A 22274-nucleotide genomic window follows, 5' to 3' on the forward strand; every position below is an offset into this window, starting at 1 on the left:
GCATTCAACAGAGGCACCCATGCGCCAACCCGATATCGAGATTTACCTGAAAGACGCAGACGTCGATCACAAGGCAATCGCTGCATGGCTGGAAGCCGCCATCGGCCATTGCACGGACTGGACACAACGCGGCCAGACCTGGAAGTGCAAGGCGGGTGAGGTGCGCGTGACCTGGCTGCCGAAAGCCGTTGGTAAATGGAACAGCCTGCACCTGGACAGCGACCAGACCCCGTGGGACGACGACATCGCCTGCGCACGCGCTGCATTCGCCGCGTTGAATGTCGAAGTACGTTGCGCGCCGGGCACCTGGGTCGAAGAAGAAAGCGATGAAACAGCCGATCGCTGGATACGCGTCAGCGCCGACGGTGAAGAAGAGATTACCTGGCGCACCGTGTAAGGTTTTTCTCTATAAGGGTAACGACGGTACCGACATGTACCGTCTTCGCCGTGAGCGTGCTACGCAGGTAACCCTCCAGACTCACCAGCAAGCGCGCCAGCGTTTTTGCCGATCTTCTCGGGATGCGTCACACTGACGCCCATCTCGGGCAGCCGCCCGACTCCTACTCAGCAGAAGCCGTATGACCCGCTCTCCATTCCGTCGCCTCGTATTCGGCACTCTGCGCCGATTGCTGTACCTCTGGGTTCGCTCGGAAACCATCAATCAGTCATCCTTCACGCTCAACCTCGACCGCAGTCGACCGGTGCTCTATGCATTGCAGTCGCCTTCGCTTAGCGATCTCGCCGTCGTCGATACCGAATGCCGCAAGGCCGGCCTGCCCCGCCCCGTGCTGTCGGTAGCCATTGGCGACCTGATCGAGCCGATGGCCTATTTCTACCTGACACCCGCACCGGACTGGCTGGGCCGCCAGGACAAGCGTGGCGCGCCACCGACGCTGGAGCGTCTGGTCGCCGCGGTGAGCCAGAACCCTGCCGAGGATGCGCAAATCATCCCGGTCAGCGTTTTCTGGGGTCAGTCACCTGATCGGGAATCCAGCGCCTGGAAGCTTTTGTTCGCCGACAGCTGGGCGGTGACCGGGCGCTTGCGACGTCTGGTCAGCATCCTGATTCTGGGGCGCAAGACCCGCGTGCAGTTTTCCGCACCGATTCACATGCGCGAACTGGTTGACCAGAACAAAGGCTACGAACTGACCCTGCGCATGAGTCAGCGTCTGCTGCGGGTGCATTTCCGCAACCTGAAAAGCGCGGTGATAGGCCCGGACGTGTCGCACCGACGCACCGTGGTCAAAGGCCTGCTGGATGAGCCACTGGTCAAACAGGCAATCATCGAAGAAGCCGAACGGGAAAAGATTTCGCAGGACAAGGCACGTGAGCGAGCGCTGAGTTACGGCAACGAGATCGCCTCGGACTACACCTACTCCGCTATCCGCTTTCTCGAAGTGGTGCTGAGCTGGTTTTGGAACAAGATCTACGATGGCATCAAGGTCAGCCACATCGAAGGCGTGCAGAAAGTCGCGCCGGGCCATGAAGTGATCTACGTGCCCTGCCATCGCAGCCATATCGATTACCTGCTGCTGTCCTATCTGCTGTTTCGCAACGGCCTGACACCGCCGCACATTGCCGCAGGCATCAACCTGAACATGCCGGTAGTCGGCAGCCTGCTGCGGCGTGGCGGCGCGTTTTTCATGCGCCGAACGTTCAAGGGCAACCCGCTGTATACCGCCGTGTTCAACGAGTACCTGCACACCTTGTTCACCAAGGGTTTCCCGGTCGAATACTTCGTCGAGGGCGGTCGCTCACGTACTGGACGCATGCTGCAACCCAAGACCGGCATGCTTGCCATTACCCTGCGCAGCTTTCTGCGCAACTCGCGGATGCCGATTGTCTTCATCCCGGTGTACATCGGCTACGAGCGGGTGCTGGAAGGCCGTACCTACCTGGGTGAACTGCGCGGCGCGACCAAGAAAAAAGAATCGATCTTCGACATTTTCAAAGTCATCGGTGCGTTGAAGCAGCGCTTCGGTGAGGTATCGGTGAACTTCGGCGAACCGATCAAGCTGGCTGAATTCCTCGACAGCGAGCAGCCGGACTGGCGCGCACAGGAACTCGCGCCGCAATATCGCCCTGACTGGCTGAGCGAAACCACTCATCGGCTGGGCGAGCGTGTGGCCCAGCACCTCAACGAGGCCGCGGCGGTCAACCCGATGAACCTGGTGGCGGTTGCATTACTGTCGACGCAAAAGCTGGCGCTGGACGATCAGGCTATGGAGCGTGTGCTCGACCTGTACCTGACGCTGTTACGCAGCGTGCCTTACTCGCCGCACACCACGCTGCCGGAAGGTAACGGGCGTTCGCTGATCGAGCACGTCAAAGGCATGGACCTGCTGGCCGAGCAGAAAGATGCGCTGGGCAAGATTCTGTATCTGAACGAGCAGAACGCAGTCCTGATGACCTATTACCGCAACAACGTGCTGCACATCTTTGCCCTGCCTTCACTGCTGGCGAGCTTTTTCCAGAGTTCATCGCGCATGACCCGCGAGCAGATTCTGCGCTACACCCATGCTCTATACCCCTACCTGCAATCGGAACTGTTCATTCGCTGGCCGCTGAATAAACTGGACGAGGTAATCGATCAATGGCTCGCAGCGTTCGTCGAGCAAGGTCTGTTGCGCTTCAAGAATGACGCCTACGTGCGCCCTGAACCCAGCTCACGGGAATTTGTGCTGCTGACCCTGTTGTCGCGCGCCATCGCACAGACGTTGCAGCGTTTCTACATGGCAATCGCCCTGTTGCTCAACAACGGTCAGAACATCCTGAGCGCCGAGGAGCTGGAAGACTTGTGTACGGTCATGGCCCAGCGTCTGTCGATCCTGCATGGTCTGAATGCGCCGGAGTTTTTCGACAAGAGTCTGTTCCGGCACTTTATCCAGACCCTGCTGGACCTCGGCGTACTGCGCAAGGACACAGCGGGCAAACTGAGTTACCACCCGATGCTGGGCGAACTGGCAGAAGGTGCAGCCAAGCGCGTCTTGCCGGCTGAAATACGGCTGTCGATCCGGCAGGTTGCCCTGCACAGTAACGAAGAAGAGCCGGAGGCAAAAAGCGAAACCGGGCCGGCGTAGTGCTTTTTCGCAATTTGAAAGGAATCTGTAGAAGGATGTTTTCCGCCCGCTGGCATCAGCCAGCGTCGTGACTTCCTGATACGCTGATGGCGTACTGCGCCGCTACTGATTCAGGCGCGGGTCAGCACTCATTTCTACAAGGACGCCTTATGCCTCGTTTTTCGTTCACCGTTGCCAGCCTGTGCGCAGGCCTGCTGATGTCGGCCAACGTTTTTGCCTTGTCGCTGGGCGACCTTTCGCAATCGGACGCCACCGGCGGGCTCAAGGATGCCCTGACCCAGGGCGCGCAGGTTGCGGTCAAGCAACTGGGCGTTCCTGGCGGTTTCAGCAAGAATGAGCAGGTGCGTATCGAGCTGCCCGGCAAGCTGGGCCAAGTCGCGAAAAAGATGAAAATGCTGGGCATGGGCAGTCAGGTCGATCAACTGGAAACCAGTATGAACCAGGCGGCTGAAGCCGCTGTACCTCAGGCTCAGGCACTGCTGGTCGATGCGGTGAAAAAGATGACGGTGACTGACGCCAAGGCGATCCTCAGTGGTGGCAAGGACTCGGCAACCCAGTACCTGAGCAGCACCAGCCGTGAACAGATCCGCGCTAAATTCCTGCCGATCGTCAAGAAGTCCACTGATCAGGTAGGCCTGGCCCAGAAATACAACGCCTTCGCTGGCAAGGCTGCGGCGCTTGGCGCGCTGGACAGCAAAAACGCCAATCTCGAAAGCTACGTGACCGAGCAAGCGCTCAACGGGCTATTCGAGATGATTGCCAAACAGGAAGAGAGCATTCGTGCTAACCCGCAGGCCGCGGCTACGGGGCTGGCGAAGAAGGTGTTTGGCGCGCTTTGAGCTTTTTCGTGACGCTGAGAATCAGCACGAGAGCGAGCCAGTTTTGTGCATAACCATGAGCGGCGCAGCCTACTGATCGAGAGAGTCCTGGCGAGTATCTACTCTTCCGGGTCTTTCTCGGCCACTTTGGGCTTCAGGGCTTTTTTCGGATAAATATCGTAACGGCTGGATTTGCCATCCAGCGCGTAACCGGGTTTGGGCCCTTGAATGCAGGGCGCCTTGCGCGGGCGTTTGACGACAACGCGATGGGTTGCCAGCGCCAGGGCAGCTTCCAGCAAGGCAGGCGCGTCCATGTCATCGCCTACCAGCGGCCGGAACAGGCGCATTTCCTTTTTGACCAGCGCGGTCTTTTCCCGGTGCGGGAACATCGGGTCGAGGTAAATTACCTGCGGCGGCTCGTCTGTCCAGCTGCGGATGATCTCGATGGAGTTGCCAGTCAGCAGACGCATCTGAGCAATGATCGAACCGACATCACGGTCACCGCGACCACGCGCCAAACCATCTTCCAGCAGCGCGGCAATGATTGGCTGACGCTCGATCAGGCTCATTTCACAGCCGAGACTCGCCAGCACGAACGCATCCTTGCCCAAACCCGCTGTAGCATCCAGCACGCGGGGGCGTATTCCCGGCTGAATACCCACTGCCTTGGCAATCATCTGCCCGGTGCCGCCACCGAACAAGCGCCGGTGAGCCACCGCTCCCTCGATAAAATCAACACGTACAGCACCTGGCGCATCGTCGCCCAATTGCTGTAATTGCAGGCCAACCTCGGTGAGCTGCAAGGCAAAGTCGGCCTCTTCATCGTGCAATGGCAGGCCAAGGCGTTGCGCCCACACCTTCGCTTGCTCCTGTGCGTCGACGGCCACCGCCTCAACCCGGATACGACTGCCTGTTTGCTGCTCACTCATTACGTCTACACACTCAAAAATTGTTAATGATCGGCAATTTCTGCCGATAACCAGGTATCAGGCATTTTGCCAGACCCAACGCCAGTACTGATCGCTATGTCAGAGATTGTTCAATCATCCATCGGCTATTTGTCGCACTCAGGCGACTTTAGCGTTCGCAACAGCCGCACACTGGGTGGTGTGACGCAGCTGTGGTCGGATGCGTTTGCCCGAGCGATGGCAGAACAGGTCAGTGAAAGCGATGCACTTCCAGCCCACCCTACCGCTGTTGAAGTCGATGTCGAGACAGGCGAGCCGGTTGCTGGTGCCCGGACCCTGAGCAAAATTGTCGAGCAACGTACTTGCCCGGTCACCGACACCGAAGTCAAACCACCTGAGCCGCTGTTCCTGCCAATCGCCGAGTTTGATCTCGACCTGCTGCCACCGCCTGCAGAACCGTTCAGCATCGCTGAAATGATCGCACAGCAGCGTCATCTGGAATTCGAGAACCACTGGGTACGTCCGGCTGTTCTGACGCCCTACGACGAAAACGGCACCCCCGGCCCTGCCCCGCAACCGCGCCCACTGAACCTGCCGATTGCCGAGCTGGAATGGGACCTGGCTGATAAGCCTGCCCTGCCACTGGACAAACAGACCATTGCCGCCCAACAGCGTCAGTTCGACTATGAGAATGGCTGGGCTCGCCCACTGATCCTGCAAAATCTCCGGATGGCGGCGTAAGGGGGTTTAGCGGCCAGGCTCAAACCGCAAGAAGCTTGCCGCTGCCCCACCTACCGACACACCGACCACCGCCCCATGTCTACGTGAAAATGATCGCGATGCGCTGCGTTGTAGTCCGGCCCCAGCACCGTGCTGAACTGCTTGCACGCCCCGTCGCGAACCAGCCTTAAAAAACGCCCCTTGTCCCCGTTGTCACTCCAGTCCTTGAGCAGGTTGATGCGCTGGCCGTCAGCCAGACGAAAACCTGCCATGTCGAGCGCGTTGGCCGTCGCGTGCTGACTAAGCCGGCCGTTGGCGCGGTTGTAGATATTGCGGCAGGCGAAACTGCCGAGGTGGTCAATCCGTGCCACCCGCTGGCCAAAAACCGCCTGAGCGGCGGGCTGCAAGGTGTGAACATCGAACAGCGCATACGCCACCGCCAGCGGGCAACTGGCCAGGAAGCTGCTGCTCAGCACCACGTCACCACCCTGAATGCGCAGCGTGTTTTCCAAGGGGCAACGGGCATCAGGATCACTGTCGGCCTGACGACTGAAACGCAACCCTGAGGTCGCCAGCACCTGATCGCACAGCGCTGGATCGCTCTGCAAGCGTGACAGTTTGTAAGCCGTCAGGACGTTCGGTTCGGCCTGCACGTCCAGCGGCGCCCAGGGATTCCACTGCGCAGGTACGTCAATCCAGCCGCGCCAGACTGCCAGCGCGCCAGCGGCGCAGAGCAACAGGATGACCAGCAAAAGCCGCATATTCAGCCCTTGAACAGGTTATTCAGTTGATCGAAAGGCAACGCCTGGGCAGCGTAAGTGAAGGTGCCGTGATGGCGAATTTCTTCGGCGGCCCGATACAACCCGCCAAACGCAGCGCGCGCCAGCGAGGAACCAACACTGATGCGCTTGACGCCACAGTCACTCAGGTCAGAGACCGACAGTGTGACGCCGCCAATCCCCATCAATACGTTGACTGGCCTGGGCGCAACCGCTCTGACAACCGCAATGATCTCCTCGCGAGTGCGCAGGCCCGGCGCATACAGTACGTCCGCGCCCGCCTCGGCGTAGGCGGTGAGTCGGCGCAGGGTATCGTCGAAATCCATACGACCGTGCAACAGATTCTCGGCACGCGCCGTCAGCAGGAAGGGGAATGGCAAGCTGCGCGCAGCTTCGGCCGCAGCTCGCACACGATCAACGGACAGCTCGAAGTCATAAATCGGATTAGCTGCATGACCGCTCGCGTCTTCGATAGAGCCGCCCACAATTCCCGTCGCTGCAGCCATGAGCAACGTCTCGGCACAGCCTTCAGGGCTGTCGGCAAAACAGTTTTCCAGGTCTGCCGCTACGGGCAATGAAGTGGCGGCCACGATAGCCGCGATGTTCGCCAATGCTTCTTCGCGGTTGATTGCGCCTTCGGCATCAGCGCGCGCCAGTGTGAAGGCAAGCCCGGCACTGGTCGTGGCCAGCGCCTCGAAGCCCAGGGAGGCCAGTAACGTCGCGGAACCCGCATCCCACGGGTTGGGTATGACAAAAGCGCCTTCACGCTCATGCAGGGCCTTGAACGCGTGAGCCCTGAGAATCTGTTGCGAGTCCATGTGCATGCCCTCTGCCGAATCGAGCCGCTATCAGCACACACTTGGCGGCCTTAGAGCAAGCCCAACTGTTCCACCTGTGGCCCGCGATCCAGTTCAGGCAATGGCGGCAGACCGGGCAGGCGCACCATCAGTTGTTCGTGAAAACGTCTGGCCAGCGCTGGCGCTCTTAGGTTGTCGGGCGTGTGCAGGAATACATAGGGCGTTCGCCCTTCTTCGATCCATACAGCAACCTTCTCCACCCACTGGACCAGAAACGGATCATTGGCTTCCAGTTCAGGACGGCCGATGAAGCGGACCTGAGGGAACAAGGTCAATGCAGCAGGACGGGGCGGCACCTTGGGTTTCTTGGATTGCGCATGCAGCACGGCAGGGTCGCTGGAAATACAACTGAACAAGGCACGCGAGTCGAGGCAAATGCGCTCGATGCCACGGTCCAGCAACAGCCGGTTGAGCATGCGTTCTTCATCGCCCTTCATGAAAAATGCCATGTTGCGCACTTCTCCCGCCAGCGGCACCTTCAACTCATCGAGAAAGCCGACCAGTTCAGCAAGACGCTGCGGTGTGAAGCTGGCGGGCAGTTGCAGCCAGAACGGCGATATCCGCTCGCCCAGCGGCGCGAGCAAGCGAATGAATTCCTCGGCCGCACCGACCTGCTCACGAAGGTCGCCGCTGTGGCTGATGTCTTTGTGAAATTTGGCGGTAAAGCGAAAGTCGTCAGGCATCAGTTCGGCCCAACGCTGCACCGTAGTGGCGGCGGGACGAGCGTAAAAAGTGGTATTGCCTTCAACAACGTTGAACACCTGAGTGTAAAGACTCAGGAAGTCATTGGGACGGGCGTCTTCGGGATACAGGAACTCGCGCCAGGCGTTTTCACTCCATGACGGACAACCGAGGTAGTAAGGAAGGTCAGACACAATCAGACGTGAAGATCGAGCCCAGATACTTCAAGGTCCCAATCCACAAAGCTGGCCGTCGTCAGGTAACTGGCAAGAGCGTGTGCGACACGAGAACTCATGGAGCGCGGGAAAATGATGTCTTGCGGACGCGCAGGCACGTTGGCAGTACTGCCAACAGGTGCATCACCCGATTCGCGACGTGCCTGCGAAGAAAGCGGAGGCAGTTCGGCATCTGCAGCGACTTCCTCGAAAGAGCCTTCAACAGTGGAAGGCGTCTTTTGCGGCTTTCGCTTGATCGGGTAAGAGCGTGATGAGGTTCCGTCTATGCGCATCGATTATATACTCGGCGTCGATAGTGGCAATTTAGCGTTACTGCCTTGTAGTTCGCAAATTGCCGAACGATAACTAGACCACATATATTGAAATTTGTTTACGCCATATGAGATTAAGACGCATCCAGACGATAAACGGTAGATGGCCCATTGATAGTCTTTCGGCGCGCAGCGGGATTTCATGAGCCCCCGGGCCAGCTGTTTTAAAGGGTTTGCTGTACAGAAGGCACGCGCAGTCACTCCCGGACTGCGCTGGATAAGAAGATCATCGCGCCTTGGGTGTGGCCACCTTGTCGCGCAGATACACCGGTTGAGCGTCGTCTGCCGGTAAGGCTTCGCCACGCTGCCAGGCAAACGTCGCCAGGGTCAGCAAGTCCTGGGCATGGGGGAGCATGCTTGCATCATGCCCTGACAGACTGACTGGAATACGCTCCGCATAGCCCCAACCGGTACCGGCGCCAAACCATTGACCGCTGGCATCTGTCGGCAGCATTGCCCGCTCCGGGGCCATGACCGCTTCGTTGCCGAGCAGACGCATCTCACCTGCAGCCTCGAGGTAGCAACCCCAATAAACCTCATCCATACGTGCATCGATGGCCGCTGCGACCTGCGTTGCGCCTTGTTCACGAAAGGCGCGCTGGGCCAGCACGGCAAGATTAGACACCGGCAGCACCGGGCGCTCCAGGGCAAACGCCAGCCCCTGCACCACACCAATGGCAATACGCACACCAGTGAAAGCGCCCGGACCGCGGCCGAAGGCGATGGCATCCAGCGCCGACATCGCAATGCCCGCCTCGGCCAGCAGATCCTTGATCATCGGCAACAGGCGCTGGGCATGCAGGCGCGGAATCACCTCATAGTGGCTCAGCACCTTGCCGTCATGCAGCAAAGCGACCGAGCAGGCTTCAGTGGCGGTGTCCAGGGCCAGCAAGGTGGTCATCGGTGTTTCCGTCTTGGTGAAAAAGTGGCGCAGTATAAATGACAAATGGCCCGCAAGCGGGCCATTTATTGATCAGGCTGCGTGCCTCAGCTCAGGGCTTTCAGCACCTTGGCGGTGATGTCTTCAACCGAACCGACGCCAGGAATATGGCTGCACTTGGGCTTGCCGTTCCTGGCTTCCAGTTTGCTGTAGAACTCGACCAGCGGCTTGGTCTGAGCGTGGTAGACAGCCAGACGATGGCGAACGGTTTCTTCGACGTCGTCCTTGCGCTGCAGCAATGGCTCGCCGGTCACATCGTCAATGCCTTCAACCTTCGGTGGATTGAAGATGGTGTGGTAGATGCGGCCAGAACCTTCGTGAACGCGGCGACCGGACATGCGCTTGACGATTTCTTCGTCGTCGACAGCGATCTCCAGCACGTGGTCAATTTCCAGACCGGCGTTCAACAGCGCTTCGGCTTGAGGAATGGTGCGCGGAAAACCGTCGAACAGCACGCCATTTGCACAATCCGGCTCGGCCAGACGGTCCTTGATCAGGCCAATGATCAGGTCATCGGATACAAGACCGCCCGCGTCCATGACGCTCTTGGCTTTCAGGCCCAGTTCAGTGCCTGCCTTGACCGCAGCGCGCAGCATGTCGCCTGTCGAAACTTGGGGGATGCCGAATTTTTCAGTGATGAATTTTGCCTGAGTACCTTTACCGGCCCCGGGAGCTCCCAGCAGAATCACGCGCATCGTCATGCTCCTCAAAATTTTTATAGTCAAATCAACGGATTCGCCTCGGGGGCCAATCTAAAAAATAAATCAGGCCAATAGGCCGAAAGGCTGATCAAGATACACAGCCGACCGGGGCCGCACAAGCCGCCAAAAGTCGCAGTAACCACAGGTGCGCCGGCTTGCAGGCCTTGATTGTCGAGCAGCGTGATCTGTATCAACGTTTCGGGCCGGCTGGCCTGCAAACTCCAGCCTTGCCGCAGCCAGATCGAAAAGACCCGACTGTGGCATTGACCGGATGGGTCAGCCGGTATTGCGCAGGCCAGCGGCAATACCCGCCACAGACACCAGCAGCGCCAGCTCCAGAGGACTGTCAAGACTCGCCTCGCGACTGCGGGACCGGGAAAGCAACTCGGCCTGGAGCAGATGCAGCGGGTCGAGATAGGCGTTGCGCAGGCTGATGAACTCCAGCGTTTCAGGGCTATGAGCCAGCAGTTGCGTTTGCCCGGTGAGCCCCAGTACCACCTTGCACGCCTGCGACAATAGGTCGCGCAAATGTGAGCCTAAATGTTGCAGCTCGACGGGAACCAGACGTTCGTCGTAGAGACGGGCGATATCCGCATCGGCTTTGGCGAGCACCATTTCCAGCATGTCGATACGCGTTCGGAAGAACGGCCACTGCTCACGCATCTGCGCCAGCACATCGCCCTCGCCGCGTTCCAGCGCCTTGCCGAGCGCGGCTTCCCAACCCAGCCAGGCGGGCAGCATCAGACGCGTCTGAGTCCAGGCGAAAATCCACGGAATGGCGCGCAGACTCTCGACGCCCCCCTCGCGACGCTTGGCAGGTCGACTGCCCAGCGGCAGGCGACCCAGTTCCTGTTCGGGGGTTGCCTGACGGAAATATTCGACGAACTCTGGATTCTCGCGCACCACCGCGCGATAGGCATTGACGCCGTCGCTGGCCATCTGGTCCATCATCGTTCGCCAGGCGGGCTGTGGCAGGGGGGGCGGCAGCAACGTCGCTTCCAGTACCGCTGCCAGATAAAGGTTGAGGTTCTGCTCGGCGATGTCCGGCAGGCCGAACTTGAAGCGGATCATTTCGCCTTGCTCGGTGGTCCGGAAGCGCCCTGCCACCGAGCCAGGTGGTTGCGACAGGATCGCCGCGTGCGCCGGGCCGCCACCACGGCCGACCGTACCGCCACGGCCGTGGAACAACAACAGCTCGACCTGCTGCTCGCGACAGATCTCCACCAGTTTTTCCTGCGCCCGGTATTGCGCCCAGGCTGCCGCCGTCGTGCCGGCGTCCTTGGCTGAGTCGGAGTAACCGATCATGACTTCCTGCGGGCCGTGCAGGCGTGAGCGGTAGCCTGGCAACCCCAGTAGCGTCTCGATCACAGGTCCGGCGTTATCCAGGTCGGCCAGGGTTTCGAACAGCGGCACCACACGCATCGGCCGTTGCAGCCCGGATTCCTTGAGCAGTAACTGCACAGCCAGCACGTCCGACGCCGAACCGGCCATCGAGATAACGTACGAGCCCAGTGAGGCTGCCGGAGCCGCCGCCACTTCCCGACAGGTCGCCAAGACTTCGGCGGTATCGGCAGCCGGTTTGAAATAGGCAGGCAACAACGGCCTGCGGTTATCCAGCTCGCTTAGCAGAAAGTCGATGCGTGTCTGTTCATCCCACTCTTCGTAGCGACCCAGCCCCAGATAGTCAGTGATTTCAGTCATGGCCGCGCAGTGCCGAGTGGAGTCCTGGCGAACGTCCAGACGCACCAGAAACAGACCGAACGTCACAGCACGACGCAGACAATCCAGCAGCGGCCCGTCGGCGATCACGCCCATGCCGCATTCATGCAGCGACTGGAAGCACAGCAGCAGCGGGTCAAGCAGATCGCGGTTGTCATGCAACACGGCTCCAGGCGCAGGTTGCGTCACTGTCAGCGAGGCATTGGCCCAGTTGCGGGTGGCACGCAGGCGCTCGCGCAGACGCTTGAGTTCGGCGCGATAAGGTTCGGCGCTGTCGCCGACACTGGCGCGCAGTGCGTCACTGGCCTGCTGCATCGACAGTTCGGCGGCGAGGTTGTCGACATCCCGCAGGTACAGGTCAGCCGCCATCCAGCGCGCCAGCAGCAGAACCTCACGGGTCACGGCGGCCGTCACATTCGGATTACCGTCACGGTCACCGCCCATCCACGACGCGAAGCGAATGGGCGCGGCCTCCAGCGGCAAATGCAGGCCCGTGGCGGCATGCAGCGCATGATCGGCCTTGCGCAGGTAGTTGGGGATTGCGTGCCAGAGCGAATGTTCTATGACCGCGAAGCCCCATTTGGCCTCGTCGACCGGTGTCGGCCGTATGCGTCGAATCTCTTCGGTGTGCCACGCTTCGGCAATCAGACGCTGCAGACGCGCCGTGATCTGCTCGCGCTCGACGCTGTTCAGGTCACGATGATCCAGTGCTGCAAGTTGCGCCGCGATAGCGTCGTATTTCTGAATCAGCGTGCGGCGCGCGACCTCGGTCGGGTGGGCGGTCAGTACCAGCTCGATTTGCAACTTGCTCAGTTGTCGCGCCAGTGCATCAGGCGCATGACCTTCGGCCTTCAGACGGTCAAGCAGCTCAGGCAGCACCCGCGACTCGAACGGCAACGGCTGGCTATCATCGCGACGGTGCATGAGCTGATACTGCTCGGCAATGTTGGCCAGGTTGAGAAACTGGTTGAACGCCCGAGCCACCGGCAACAGCTCGTCGTCTCCGAGGCTGTCCACGCTGGAGCTGAGTTGCTCTGCGCCTTCTGCAGAGCCGCGTCTGCCCGCCTTGGCACCCTTGCGGATACGTTCGATCTTGTCGAGAAACTCAGCTCCGCGCTGCTCGCGGATGGTGTTGCCCAGCAGCTCACCCAGCAGGTGAACGTCTTCGCGCAGACGCGCATCGATATCGGCCATCGTTCCCTCTCCCGGTTTTTGTTTGGGCTCAGTTGCGTGGTCTTCCTGAGGACGACCACGTGAATTCAAATCCTGGCGCCAACAGTGCACCAAAAGCCGGTGCGGCGACAATTGCCTGGTGAATAAAGCGCCCTTGGTGATGCGTGGTGACTGACAACAGACATCTCTTTATATGTCGATGAGCATTCTTTCATCTTCGTAAAAACGCGGAAAATTCCTGACCTGTCAGAAGAAATTTATCTGAACTATTCAAAAACTGCGCAGGTCGGAGCCATTAACCATTACAGGAAAGCCCGTAAGGCAGCAGGCGGCTTTATGACCTCATGCCCGGACTTGATGCAAAAACTGTCATGGATAACCACGTTCGGAGTCAGACAATGGAGTTGATCACCATGAACACCCTCACTGCCAACAAAAAAACCACAGGCCTGCGCGGCTTGAAGCTCGCTGCACTGGCAATCGGCAGCACCTTCATTCTTGCCGGTTGCGCTGGCAACCCGCCTTCCGAGCAGTACGCAGTTTCTCAATCCGCGGTCAACAGTGCTGTCAGCGCTGGCGGTACCGAGTTCGCAGCGGTGGAAATGAAATCAGCTCAGGACAAGCTCAAGGCAGCTGACCTGGCCATGCAAGACCACAAGTACGATGAAGCCCGCAAACTGGCTGAACAAGCCGAGTGGGATGCTCGTGTGGCAGAACGCAAATCTCAAGCCGCCAAAGCTGCCAAGGCTGTGCAGGATGCTCGTCAGGGCGTCAACGAACTCCGTGAAGAAGGCCTGCGCCAGGTGCAGTGATTGCTCCGCCAACCTTCTGTTTTCATGAATTCGTAACTGATTAAAGGACGACTACATTATGCGTAAACAACTGATGATCCCTGCCCTGCTGGCCATGAGCGTTGCTTTGGCAGCCTGCGCAACCAAGCCAAACCCTAATCTGGAACAGGCGCGCAGCAACTTCACCGCGCTGCAAACCAACCCGGAATCCACCAAAGTAGCGGCGCTTGAAACCAAAGATGCCAGCGAGTGGCTGGATAAGGCTGAAAAAGCGTTCCGTGACGATCAAGACGTCAAGCAAGTCGATCAACTGGCTTACCTGACCAACCAGCGCGTTGAACTGGCCAAGCAGACCATCGCTCTGCGCACTTCCGAAGCCGCTCTGCAGAACGCTTCTGCTGACCGTGCCAAGGCTCGCCTCGACGCGCGTGACGCGCAGATCGCCGCGCTGAAAAACAGCCTGAACGCCAAGCAGACCGAACGCGGTACGCTGGTGACGTTCGGTGACGTGCTGTTCGACTACAACAAGGCTGACCTGAAGCCTACCGCTCAGGGCGACATTGGCAAACTGGCTGCTTTCCTGCAGGAAAACCCGGACCGTAAAGTGATCGTCGAAGGCTACACCGACAGCACCGGTTCGGCTTCCTACAATCAGTCGCTGTCCGAGCGTCGCGCCAATTCGGTTCGCATGGCACTGGTACGCATGGGTGTAGACCCGGCGCGTGTTGTGACCATGGGTTATGGTAAGGAATACCCTGTTGCTGACAACACCAGCAACTCGGGTCGCGCCATGAACCGTCGTGTGGAAGTGACCATTTCCAACGACAACCAGCCTGTTGCACCACGCTCTTCGATGAAATAAGCGACTGAGCTGCTGCACCGAAGCCCCGCCTGCGCATACAGGCGGGGCTTTTTTGTGGGCGAAGGTTTTTCAGCCGTTCATTGCTGTGGTGTCTGTTGGCCAATACAGCGCACCGCCTGCCTATGCGGGTTGATCAGCACTCCGGACAAGCCCTTTTGCGACGTATCAAACAGCACCAGCACGCCATCAATGCATTGCGCGACTTCGGCGGCGGGCGTTGCAGCAATCTTGTAATCCTCGCCCGGCACGCTCTTGAGCATCGTGAACTCACTCAGCAATAGCGCATCTTCCGGCTTCGCGAAGTGCAGGTAGCCGTAGTACCACAGGCAGCCGACCGTGCCGATGACCGCGCCAATGCCGCTCAGGATCATGCCGTTGACGTTACGGTCGCGGCTCATTGCGCTGGCGCTGTTGCAGGGGTTGAGGTTGATGCCGGCGCTTGCTCTGGATAGTTGGGCACTTCTGCCAGGCGACGCAGGCCATTGAAGTGTGTCGGGTCGTCCAGATAGCGCAGCATGACCTGACGCCAGAGCGGGTCGGCGAAGGTCTGCACGTGTTCGCCCCGGGTCAGTTGCAGGACACGCGGTGGAGGCGCGGCCTTGTACAGTTCAATGCCATTGGCGAGCGGCACCAAGGTGTCGTCCATGCTGTGGAAGATCAGCATTGGCGTGCCGGCCAGTTGCGGCAGGCCGTTGACCGCGCTGTCGGCATCCGGGATCAGCCATGACAGCGGAGTTTTCAAAGGCCAGGTCAGCCAGGAGGTGCTCAGCGAGTTACGCGCGACGCTGCGATAACTGGCGGGCACGCTGTCCAGGACCAGCGCCTTCACCCGCGCGCGTTCTTGCGGATGCTGTGACAGGTAATGCACCGCCAACGCGCCACCGATACTTTGCCCCAGAACCACAAGGGGTTTGCCTTGCACCTGCGGTGCAGCTTTCAGCCAGTCGAAAGCGGCCTGTACGTCCTGATAGATGGCCGGTAGGCTGGGCTCGCCCTGCGACTCGCCATAGCCACGATAATCAACCATCAGCACTTGATAACCCTGCTCGGGCAGCCACCAGACTCCGCCAAGATGCCACGCCAGGTTGCCACCGTTGCCATGCAGGTGCAGGACCGTGCCCTTGACCGGCACACCCTCTTTTGCAGGCAGCCACCAGCCACGCAGACGCGTACCGTCGGCGGCGGTGAGGTTCACGTCCTGATACTGCAGGCGCGCCTTGTCCGGCGTGAACGGAACACTCCGTTCAGGATAGAACAGCAGCGAGCTGCAGCCGCTGAGCGCGAGGATAAGGATGAAGATGCCGAGCAGTTTCAAATGGGGCATTCCTTGTGGGTTTGTAATTACCGACTCTCCTGCCACCTCTCGTTCCTCACGCTCCAGCATGGGAATGCCTTTCGTGACGCTCCGCGTCACACAGCAGTTCTGCGATGTCAGTGATGTTTGTTTCCGGCTCAAGGCACCTTTTCGCCCCTCGGCGAGTTACTTTGATGGGGCCAAAGTAACCAAACCCCCTGGCTCCGTTTCCGGCCCGACGTCGTCGGGTTCCTTCGTCCTGACACTGATCCGGGGGTCGTCGCAATTTGCGTCGTCTGTACCACCGTGATCGAAAAGCATTTCTGTGGCAGCGGCCGCGCGTGATGCAGGACCTTTCGCAGCCACCTACAAAATATTCGAGTAATCCGCCTCGATACGGTCCAGGCTCAGGTGGTTGAGGAAGTTGGAGAAGCACATCCAGGCCGACAGGGCGTTCATGTCGCGGAACTGGTCGGGCAGGTATTTGGGGGCGACCACCAGCCCTTCATCCACCAGTTGCCGCATTGTGCGCATGTCTTCCAGCGTGGTTTTGCCGCAGAACAGCAGGGGCACCTGTTCGAGCTTTCCCTTGCGCACCGCAAGCTGGATGTAGTTGTAGACCATGATGAAACCCTTCAGGTATGAAAGGTCTTTAGTGAACGGCAGCCCGTTCGGCACTGAGCCGCGGAACACCCGGCTGGCATTGCCATAGCTTTCCGACATGCCAAAGCCCTGCTCGCGGTAGAACTCGAAAACCTCCAGAAAATCAGCGCCCTGCTCGGCCATGTGAATGGCCCGCGTGCGGTTGGTCAGTTTGCGCAGGCGGCTGGGATAGGACGCGAAGGCGATGACTTCCATGAGGATCGCCAGGCCTTCCTGAGTGACGGTCGAGGACGGCGGCCCCTTGGACAGGAAGGTGCAGATCGGCTGGTTCTGCCCGTTGAGCGTGGTGCCGACATGCACCAGCCCTTCATGCACTTCCAGCGCGCGCACGTCACGCTCGTTGAACATCGCGTCACTGCGGATCTTGATGTAATCGGCGCCCGCAGCGGCGTCGGCAACGATGCCGTCGGACTCGAATACCCGAATGGTCTCTTCGGCCTCACCGAACACCCGGTTCAAGCGCGACTGCAACAAGCCCACTGCGTCTTTGGCCGTGAGGATTTTCGGTTCGTCCTTGAGGTCACCGCGCCCGGCGATGTTGTTCAGGTAATCCGAAAGCATCAGCCCAAGGTCTGCAAGGGTCGGGTCACCGGCATGAAAGGCATCGGACGCTGAACCATAGAGCTCCTGAGAGATCAGCCCGAAATCCGACGTGCCACGCGCTTCGAGCATACGCACCACCATGCGGTACTCCCGGCACATGCGACGCATGATCTGCCCGACCGGATTGAACTGACCCAATTGGCGAGTGACGTCCCGCTCGATGTTCTGAAATTCCTGTTTCAACGCAGCCGAATCGAACCCCAACGGACGGCTCTCGTAATACGCACGATCCACGGCAGGCAATGCCTTGCCATTGGCAGCCAGAAAATCCTTGCGGATGGTGTCGTCCCACTTCACTGCGTCCAGAATGCGAATCGGTGTCTGTGCAACGACAATCCGATCCGATAACGCACGAATAGTCTGTTGATACTCGTCCACCGGGTACTCCTTGACTGACGGGCTGTCGCCCTGATGCGGCCAGCGCACAAAAAAATGCGCTACCTCTGGAAAAATATCGGAATCGGCCGGATCGTCAAGGTAATCAGCGCCTTATCCATGCAAGCGTACAAGCAGCATCCTACTCTCGTAACGGCTGAGGCGTGCCCAGCACCAGGCGCAATTGACGCATGAGAATACAGAGCATTTCCTCGTCCGCCTGACGCTCCGGCCCACGCAGCAGGCCCTGGTACTCCATGCGGCGGATGAGCCCGGTCAACACTTGAGCATCCTGATGCGGCTGCAACGAGCCGATCACCTGGAAAAACTGACAGCTGCCCTGCAACAAAATTTCCTGATGAGCCATTACCAACGGCGTCAGGCGCGGGTTGATCAGCGCCTCGTGGTAGAACGCCTGCTCGGCAATCAGATAATCCCGGCGAGTCAGCAACTGATGCCGAAGGTACTCCATCACCATACGCGCGATGTCATCAGCCAGTCGAAAGCGGTCGGAAGGACTGCCGGAACTGCGGCTCATCATCTCGCGCAGGATCACTTCGGTGTTCTGCCAGAGCATGGACAGGTAATCGGCACTGCGCTGTACATACTGAGCGAACGCATCGGTCAGCAGGTCATTGATGTCCTTGAAATAGTAGGTCGTCGCCGACAGCGGCACACCGGCCTCGGTGGCCACTGCACGGTGGCGCACGGCCCGTACGCCATCACGCACCACAATGCGCATGGCAGCATCCAGAATCACTTGCCTGCGCTGTTCACTGCCCTGGCGGGCGGTTTTGCGCCCTTGGTACTTGATACTTTTGGCTACGGCGCTTGCTACGCTGGCAGCGCCTTCTCTGGCGATGGTCAAAACAGCTTCCTTTTCAATCGTCTTGAAAAAACTGTAAAAAAAAGCCGCCCATCGAAGGCGGCTGTTTTTTGTACCGGTTACGCTTGTGGGCGCATATGCGGGAAGAGGATTACATCCCGGATCGACGGTGAGTCGGTGAGCAGCATCACCAGACGATCAATACCGATCCCCTCACCCGCCGTCGGCGGCATGCCGTACTCCAGCGCACGCACAAAGTCGGCGTCGTAGTGCATGGCTTCGTCATCACCGGCATCCTTGTCGGCCACCTGTGCCTGGAAGCGTTCGGCCTGATCTTCAGCGTCATTGAGCTCGGAGTAAGCGTTGGCGATTTCGCGGCCGCCGATGAACAGCTCGAAACGGTCGGTTACGTTCGGGTTGTCGTCATTGCGACGGGCCAGCGGCGACACTTCGAACGGGTACTGGGTAATGAAGTGCGGCTGCTCCAGTTTGTGCTCGACCAGCTCTTCGAAAATCATCACCTGCAATTTGCCCAGGCCTTCGAAGCCCAGCACTTTCGCACCAGCTTTCCTGGCGATGGCGCGTGCCTTGTCGACATCCTGCAGATCGGCTGCGGTCAGCTCAGGGTTGTACTTGAGGATCGAATCGAACACCGACAGACGTACGAACGGTTCGCCGAAATGGAATACCTTGTCGCCGTAAGGCACGTCGGTACTGCCCAGAACCAGTTGCGCCAGTTCTCGGAACAGTTCCTCGGTAAGGTCCATATTGTCTTCGTAGTCAGCGTAGGCCTGGTAGAACTCGAGCATGGTGAACTCGGGGTTGTGCCGGGTCGAAACGCCTTCGTTACGGAAGTTGCGGTTGATCTCGAACACCTTTTCAAAACCGCCAACCACCAGACGCTTGAGGTACAGCTCAGGCGCGATGCGCAGGAACATCTCCAGGTCCAGCGCGTTGTGGTGGGTTTCGAACGGCTTGGCTGCCGCACCGCCTGGAATGGTCTGCAACATCGGCGTTTCGACTTCGAGGAAGTCACGCTTCATCAGGAAGCTGCGGATGTGGGCGATGACCTGCGAACGAACGCGGAAGGTTTCGCGCACGTCTTCGTTGACGATCAGGTCGACATAGCGCTGGCGATAGCGCTGCTCGGTGTCCGTCAGGCCGTGGTGCTTGTCGGGCAGCGGACGCAGCGACTTGGTCAGCAGGCGCACGCTGGTCATTTCCACGTACAGGTCGCCCTTGCCAGAGCGCGCCAGCGTGCCTTCGGCAGCGATGATGTCGCCCAGGTCCCAGGTTTTCACTTCGGCCAGGGTTTCTTCAGGCAGGGTCTTGCGATTGACGTAGACCTGAATGCGTCCGGTCATGTCCTGAATGACCATGAACGAGCCACGGTTGAGCATGATACGACCGGCAACCTTGACCGGAATCGCTGCCTCTGCCAGTTCTTCCTTGGTCTTGTCGACGTACTGTTTCTGCAAATCGTTGCAGTAGCTGTCGCGGCGGAAGTCATTGGGGAAGGCCTGACCCTTGGCACGGCCGGCAGCAAGCTTTTCCTTGCGCAAGGCGATCAGGGTGTTTTCTTCCTGTTGCAGGGCTTGCGGGTCGAGTTGTTGGTCGCTCATGTCTTTAGATATTCCATCACAGGTTCGCCCTCGCGTAGCGGCGAGGGGCTTGAGGTGTCGGCTGGCGGTTTACAGCCCTTGCTTGAGACTTGCGATCAGGTATTCGTCGATATCGCCGTCCAGCACCTTGTCGCAGTCACTGCGTTCGATGTTGGTTCGCAGGTCCTTGATACGCGAGGCATCCAGTACGTAGGAGCGAATCTGATGACCCCAGCCGATGTCGGACTTGGTGTCTTCAAGCGCCTGGGACGCTGCGTTGCGCTTCTGCACTTCCTGCTCATACAAACGGGCCCGCAGCATTTTCATGGCGGTGTCCTTGTTCGCATGCTGGGAACGCTCGTTCTGGCAACTGACCACCGTGTTGGTCGGAACGTGGGTGATACGTACCGCAGAGTCGGTGGTGTTTACGTGCTGACCACCGGCGCCGGAGGAGCGGTAGGTGTCGATGCGCAGGTCGGACGGGTTGATGTCGATTTCGATGTTGTCATCGATTTCCGGCGAAACGAACACGGCCGAGAACGAGGTGTGACGGCGGTTGCCGGAGTCGAACGGGCTCTTGCGCACCAGACGGTGAACGCCGATCTCGGTGCGCAGCCAGCCAAAGGCGTATTCGCCCTTGATATGCACGGTAGCGCCTTTGATACCGGCGACTTCACCGGCAGACAGTTCCATGATGGTGGCATCGAAGCCGCGCTTGTCAGCCCAGCGCAGGTACATGCGCAGCAGGATGTTGGCCCAGTCCTGCGCTTCGGTGCCGCCGGAACCGGCCTGGATGTCCAGGTAGGCGTTGTTGGGGTCCATCTCGCCACTGAACATGCGACGGAATTCGAGCTTTTCCAGCGACGCGCGCAGGCGCTCGACTTCAGCGGCTACGTCATCGACAGCAGCCTGGTCTTCTTCTTCAGCGGACATCAGCAGCAGGTCTTTGGCATCGACCAGCCCGGAGGACATTTCGTCGAGGGTTTCCACGATCTGCGCCAGCAGGGAACGCTCGCGCCCCAGTTCCTGGGCGTAGGCCGGGTTGTTCCAGACGTTTGGATCTTCCAGCTCGCGGTTTACTTCGGTCAGACGATCATGTTTGTGATCGTAGTCAAAGATACCCCCGAATGGTTTCGGAGCGTTCGGACAAATCCTTGATGCTGTTTAGGATCGGGTTGATTTCCATGATAGGCAGCACTCGCAGGCGAAATTTTCAAAGCCGACGAGTATACCCCAGGCGCGGTAACGAAAGCAGCCCGTCGAGTGGGCCTTGTGCGGCCTATTTTATCGGTACAGCAAGCTTCAGCCGATTGCCACCTGGTTGCGTCCGTTGTTCTTCGCCTGATAAAGCCCCTTGTCGGCGTCCAGAATCAATTGGCGACTGGTCATGTCCAGCTGCGGCGTAACAGTGGCAACGCCGATACTGATCGTCAGACTCGACCCTGGCGTCGGCGCGATGTGCGGAATCTTCATGCCCGCCACGCTTTGGCGCAGCTTCTCTGCCAGCAGGCGTGCGCCGCCGGGCGAGGTATTGGGCAGCACCATCGTGAACTCTTCACCCCCGTAGCGTGCTGGCAGATCAGACGGACGACTGCAACTGTTACGGATCGCCTTGGCCACTTGCCGCAACGCTTCGTCGCCCTCCAGATGGCCGAAGTTATCGTTGTAGGCCTTGAAGTAGTCCACATCGATCATCAGCAGTGATAGCTGGGTCTGATCACGTACCGCCCTTCGCCACTCCAGTTCCAGGTATTCATCGAAATGACGACGGTTCGACAGCCCCGTCAGGCCGTCCGAGTTCATCAGGCGTTGCAGGACCAGATTGGTGTCGAGCAACTGCTGCTGGCTGACGCGCAAGGCGCGGTAGGCTTCATCACGCTGCAGCAGGGTCATGTAGGAGCGCGAGTGGTAACGGATGCGCGCGACCAGTTCGATGTTGTCCGGCAGCTTGACCAGATAGTCGTTCGCACCGGCCGTGAACGCCGCGCTCTTGATCAACGGGTCTTCCTTGGTGGAAAGCACGATGATCGGGATGTCACGGGTCAGCGGGTTACTGCGGTATTCACGCACCAGCGTCAAACCGTCCAGCCCCGGCATGACCAGGTCCTGAAGAATGACGGTCGGTTTGAGCTGCACAGCCTGAGCAACCGCCTGGTGCGGATCGGCACAAAAATGGAAGTCGATCGAATCGTGACCGGCCAGACCGCGCCGAACGGCCTCGCCAATCATGGCCTGATCGTCAACCAGTAGCACCATCGCATTGTTATCGTCCGGGGCTTTGATATCGTCCATTGGCCCATCATGCATGAAGTTTCTCCTGGTCTCCGACTGCCAGA

General features: G+C 59.3%; 21 protein-coding genes. 6 read left to right on the top strand and 15 right to left on the bottom strand.

Annotated elements, in window-relative coordinates:
* Nucleotides 1–19: 19 nt before the first annotated feature.
* From N018_RS18620 to N018_RS18630, 3 genes are all read left to right on the top strand, one after another.
* Nucleotides 20–397: a hypothetical protein gene (locus N018_RS18620; RefSeq protein ID WP_025390438.1), complete on the top strand. Its 378-nt coding sequence runs from the start codon at nt 20–22 to the stop codon at nt 395–397.
* A 181-nt stretch (nt 398–578) separates the two neighbouring features.
* Complete coding sequence (gene plsB / locus N018_RS18625) at nt 579–3080, top strand: glycerol-3-phosphate 1-O-acyltransferase PlsB (protein ID WP_025390439.1); 2502 nt, start codon at nt 579–581, stop codon at nt 3078–3080.
* Between the two features lie 149 nt (nt 3081–3229).
* On the top strand, nt 3230–3919 hold the full coding sequence (locus N018_RS18630; protein WP_024644372.1) for a DUF4197 domain-containing protein: 690 nt from the start codon (nt 3230–3232) through the stop codon (nt 3917–3919).
* Between the two features lie 98 nt (nt 3920–4017).
* Here N018_RS18630 and N018_RS18635 read toward each other — a convergent pair whose 3' ends face one another.
* On the bottom strand, nt 4018–4827 hold the full coding sequence (locus N018_RS18635; RefSeq protein WP_025390440.1) for a class I SAM-dependent methyltransferase: 810 nt from the start codon (nt 4825–4827) through the stop codon (nt 4018–4020).
* Nucleotides 4828–4923: 96 nt separating this feature from the next.
* Here N018_RS18635 and N018_RS18640 point away from each other — a divergent pair, with 96 nt between their 5' ends.
* Nucleotides 4924–5547, top strand: a complete 624-nt coding sequence (locus N018_RS18640) for a hypothetical protein (protein WP_025390441.1) — start codon at nt 4924–4926, stop codon at nt 5545–5547.
* A gap of 50 nt (nt 5548–5597) precedes the next feature.
* Here N018_RS18640 and N018_RS18645 read toward each other — a convergent pair whose 3' ends face one another.
* From N018_RS18645 to ppc, 7 genes are all read right to left on the bottom strand, one after another.
* A complete protein-coding gene (locus tag N018_RS18645; protein WP_025390442.1) occupies nt 5598–6287 on the bottom strand; it encodes an extensin-like domain-containing protein in 690 nt (229 codons plus the stop codon).
* A gap of 2 nt (nt 6288–6289) precedes the next feature.
* A complete protein-coding gene (locus N018_RS18650) occupies nt 6290–7123 on the bottom strand; it encodes an isocitrate lyase/PEP mutase family protein (protein WP_024644368.1) in 834 nt (277 codons plus the stop codon).
* A 50-nt stretch (nt 7124–7173) separates the two neighbouring features.
* A complete protein-coding gene (locus N018_RS18655) occupies nt 7174–8037 on the bottom strand; it encodes a DUF72 domain-containing protein (protein WP_025390443.1) in 864 nt (287 codons plus the stop codon).
* A 2-nt stretch (nt 8038–8039) separates the two neighbouring features.
* The gene (locus N018_RS18660; RefSeq protein WP_024644366.1) at nt 8040–8351 is read right to left on the bottom strand and encodes a hypothetical protein; all 312 of its coding nucleotides are present in this window, start codon (nt 8349–8351) and stop codon (nt 8040–8042) included.
* A 265-nt stretch (nt 8352–8616) separates the two neighbouring features.
* The gene (tsaB, locus tag N018_RS18665) at nt 8617–9291 is read right to left on the bottom strand and encodes a tRNA (adenosine(37)-N6)-threonylcarbamoyltransferase complex dimerization subunit type 1 TsaB (RefSeq protein WP_024644365.1); all 675 of its coding nucleotides are present in this window, start codon (nt 9289–9291) and stop codon (nt 8617–8619) included.
* A gap of 86 nt (nt 9292–9377) precedes the next feature.
* Nucleotides 9378–10025 carry an adenylate kinase gene (adk, locus tag N018_RS18670; protein WP_024644364.1) on the bottom strand — a complete coding sequence of 216 codons (648 nt, stop codon included), beginning with the start codon at nt 10023–10025 and terminating at the stop codon, nt 9378–9380.
* Nucleotides 10026–10307: 282 nt separating this feature from the next.
* The gene (gene ppc, locus N018_RS18675; RefSeq protein ID WP_024644363.1) at nt 10308–12944 is read right to left on the bottom strand and encodes a phosphoenolpyruvate carboxylase; all 2637 of its coding nucleotides are present in this window, start codon (nt 12942–12944) and stop codon (nt 10308–10310) included.
* Nucleotides 12945–13321: 377 nt separating this feature from the next.
* Here ppc and N018_RS18680 point away from each other — a divergent pair, with 377 nt between their 5' ends.
* Together N018_RS18680 and N018_RS18685 are read left to right on the top strand one after the other, a co-directional pair.
* On the top strand, nt 13322–13735 hold the full coding sequence (locus N018_RS18680) for a DUF4398 domain-containing protein (protein WP_024644362.1): 414 nt from the start codon (nt 13322–13324) through the stop codon (nt 13733–13735).
* 58 nt (nt 13736–13793) lie between these two features.
* Nucleotides 13794–14576: an OmpA family protein gene (locus N018_RS18685; protein WP_024644361.1), complete on the top strand. Its 783-nt coding sequence runs from the start codon at nt 13794–13796 to the stop codon at nt 14574–14576.
* A gap of 77 nt (nt 14577–14653) precedes the next feature.
* Here the strand turns inward: N018_RS18685 and N018_RS18690 are convergent, their stop codons facing one another.
* The 7 genes from N018_RS18690 to N018_RS18720 all read right to left on the bottom strand — a co-directional run bounded on the left by N018_RS18690 (nt 14654) and on the right by N018_RS18720 (nt 22245).
* Nucleotides 14654–14974 carry a hypothetical protein gene (locus N018_RS18690; protein ID WP_024644360.1) on the bottom strand — a complete coding sequence of 107 codons (321 nt, stop codon included), beginning with the start codon at nt 14972–14974 and terminating at the stop codon, nt 14654–14656.
* Nucleotides 14971–15891 (bottom strand): alpha/beta hydrolase, encoded by a 921-nt coding sequence (locus N018_RS18695; RefSeq protein ID WP_024644359.1) that lies wholly within the window; start codon nt 15889–15891, stop codon nt 14971–14973. Before N018_RS18695 ends, N018_RS18690 begins: the two co-directional genes overlap by 4 nt.
* 345 nt (nt 15892–16236) lie before the next feature.
* Nucleotides 16237–17514 carry a flavohemoglobin expression-modulating QEGLA motif protein gene (locus N018_RS18700; RefSeq protein WP_024644358.1) on the bottom strand — a complete coding sequence of 426 codons (1278 nt, stop codon included), beginning with the start codon at nt 17512–17514 and terminating at the stop codon, nt 16237–16239.
* 139 nt (nt 17515–17653) lie between these two features.
* Complete coding sequence (locus tag N018_RS18705) at nt 17654–18379, bottom strand: TetR/AcrR family transcriptional regulator (protein ID WP_032632505.1); 726 nt, start codon at nt 18377–18379, stop codon at nt 17654–17656.
* A gap of 77 nt (nt 18380–18456) precedes the next feature.
* Nucleotides 18457–19959 (bottom strand): lysine--tRNA ligase, encoded by a 1503-nt coding sequence (gene lysS / locus N018_RS18710; protein WP_024644357.1) that lies wholly within the window; start codon nt 19957–19959, stop codon nt 18457–18459.
* Nucleotides 19960–20028: 69 nt separating this feature from the next.
* A protein-coding gene (gene prfB / locus N018_RS18715; RefSeq protein WP_096059895.1) for a peptide chain release factor 2 occupies nt 20029–21124 on the bottom strand; the annotation gives its coding sequence in 2 pieces (ribosomal slippage) (nt 20029–21051 and nt 21053–21124; 1095 coding nt in all).
* A gap of 116 nt (nt 21125–21240) precedes the next feature.
* Nucleotides 21241–22245: a response regulator gene (locus N018_RS18720; RefSeq protein ID WP_024644356.1), complete on the bottom strand. Its 1005-nt coding sequence runs from the start codon at nt 22243–22245 to the stop codon at nt 21241–21243.
* Nucleotides 22246–22274 lie beyond the last annotated feature (29 nt).

It is taken from the genome of Pseudomonas syringae CC1557, from assembly GCF_000452705.1.
In the GTDB taxonomy this organism is placed as follows: Bacteria; Pseudomonadota; Gammaproteobacteria; order Pseudomonadales; family Pseudomonadaceae; genus Aquipseudomonas; species Aquipseudomonas syringae_F.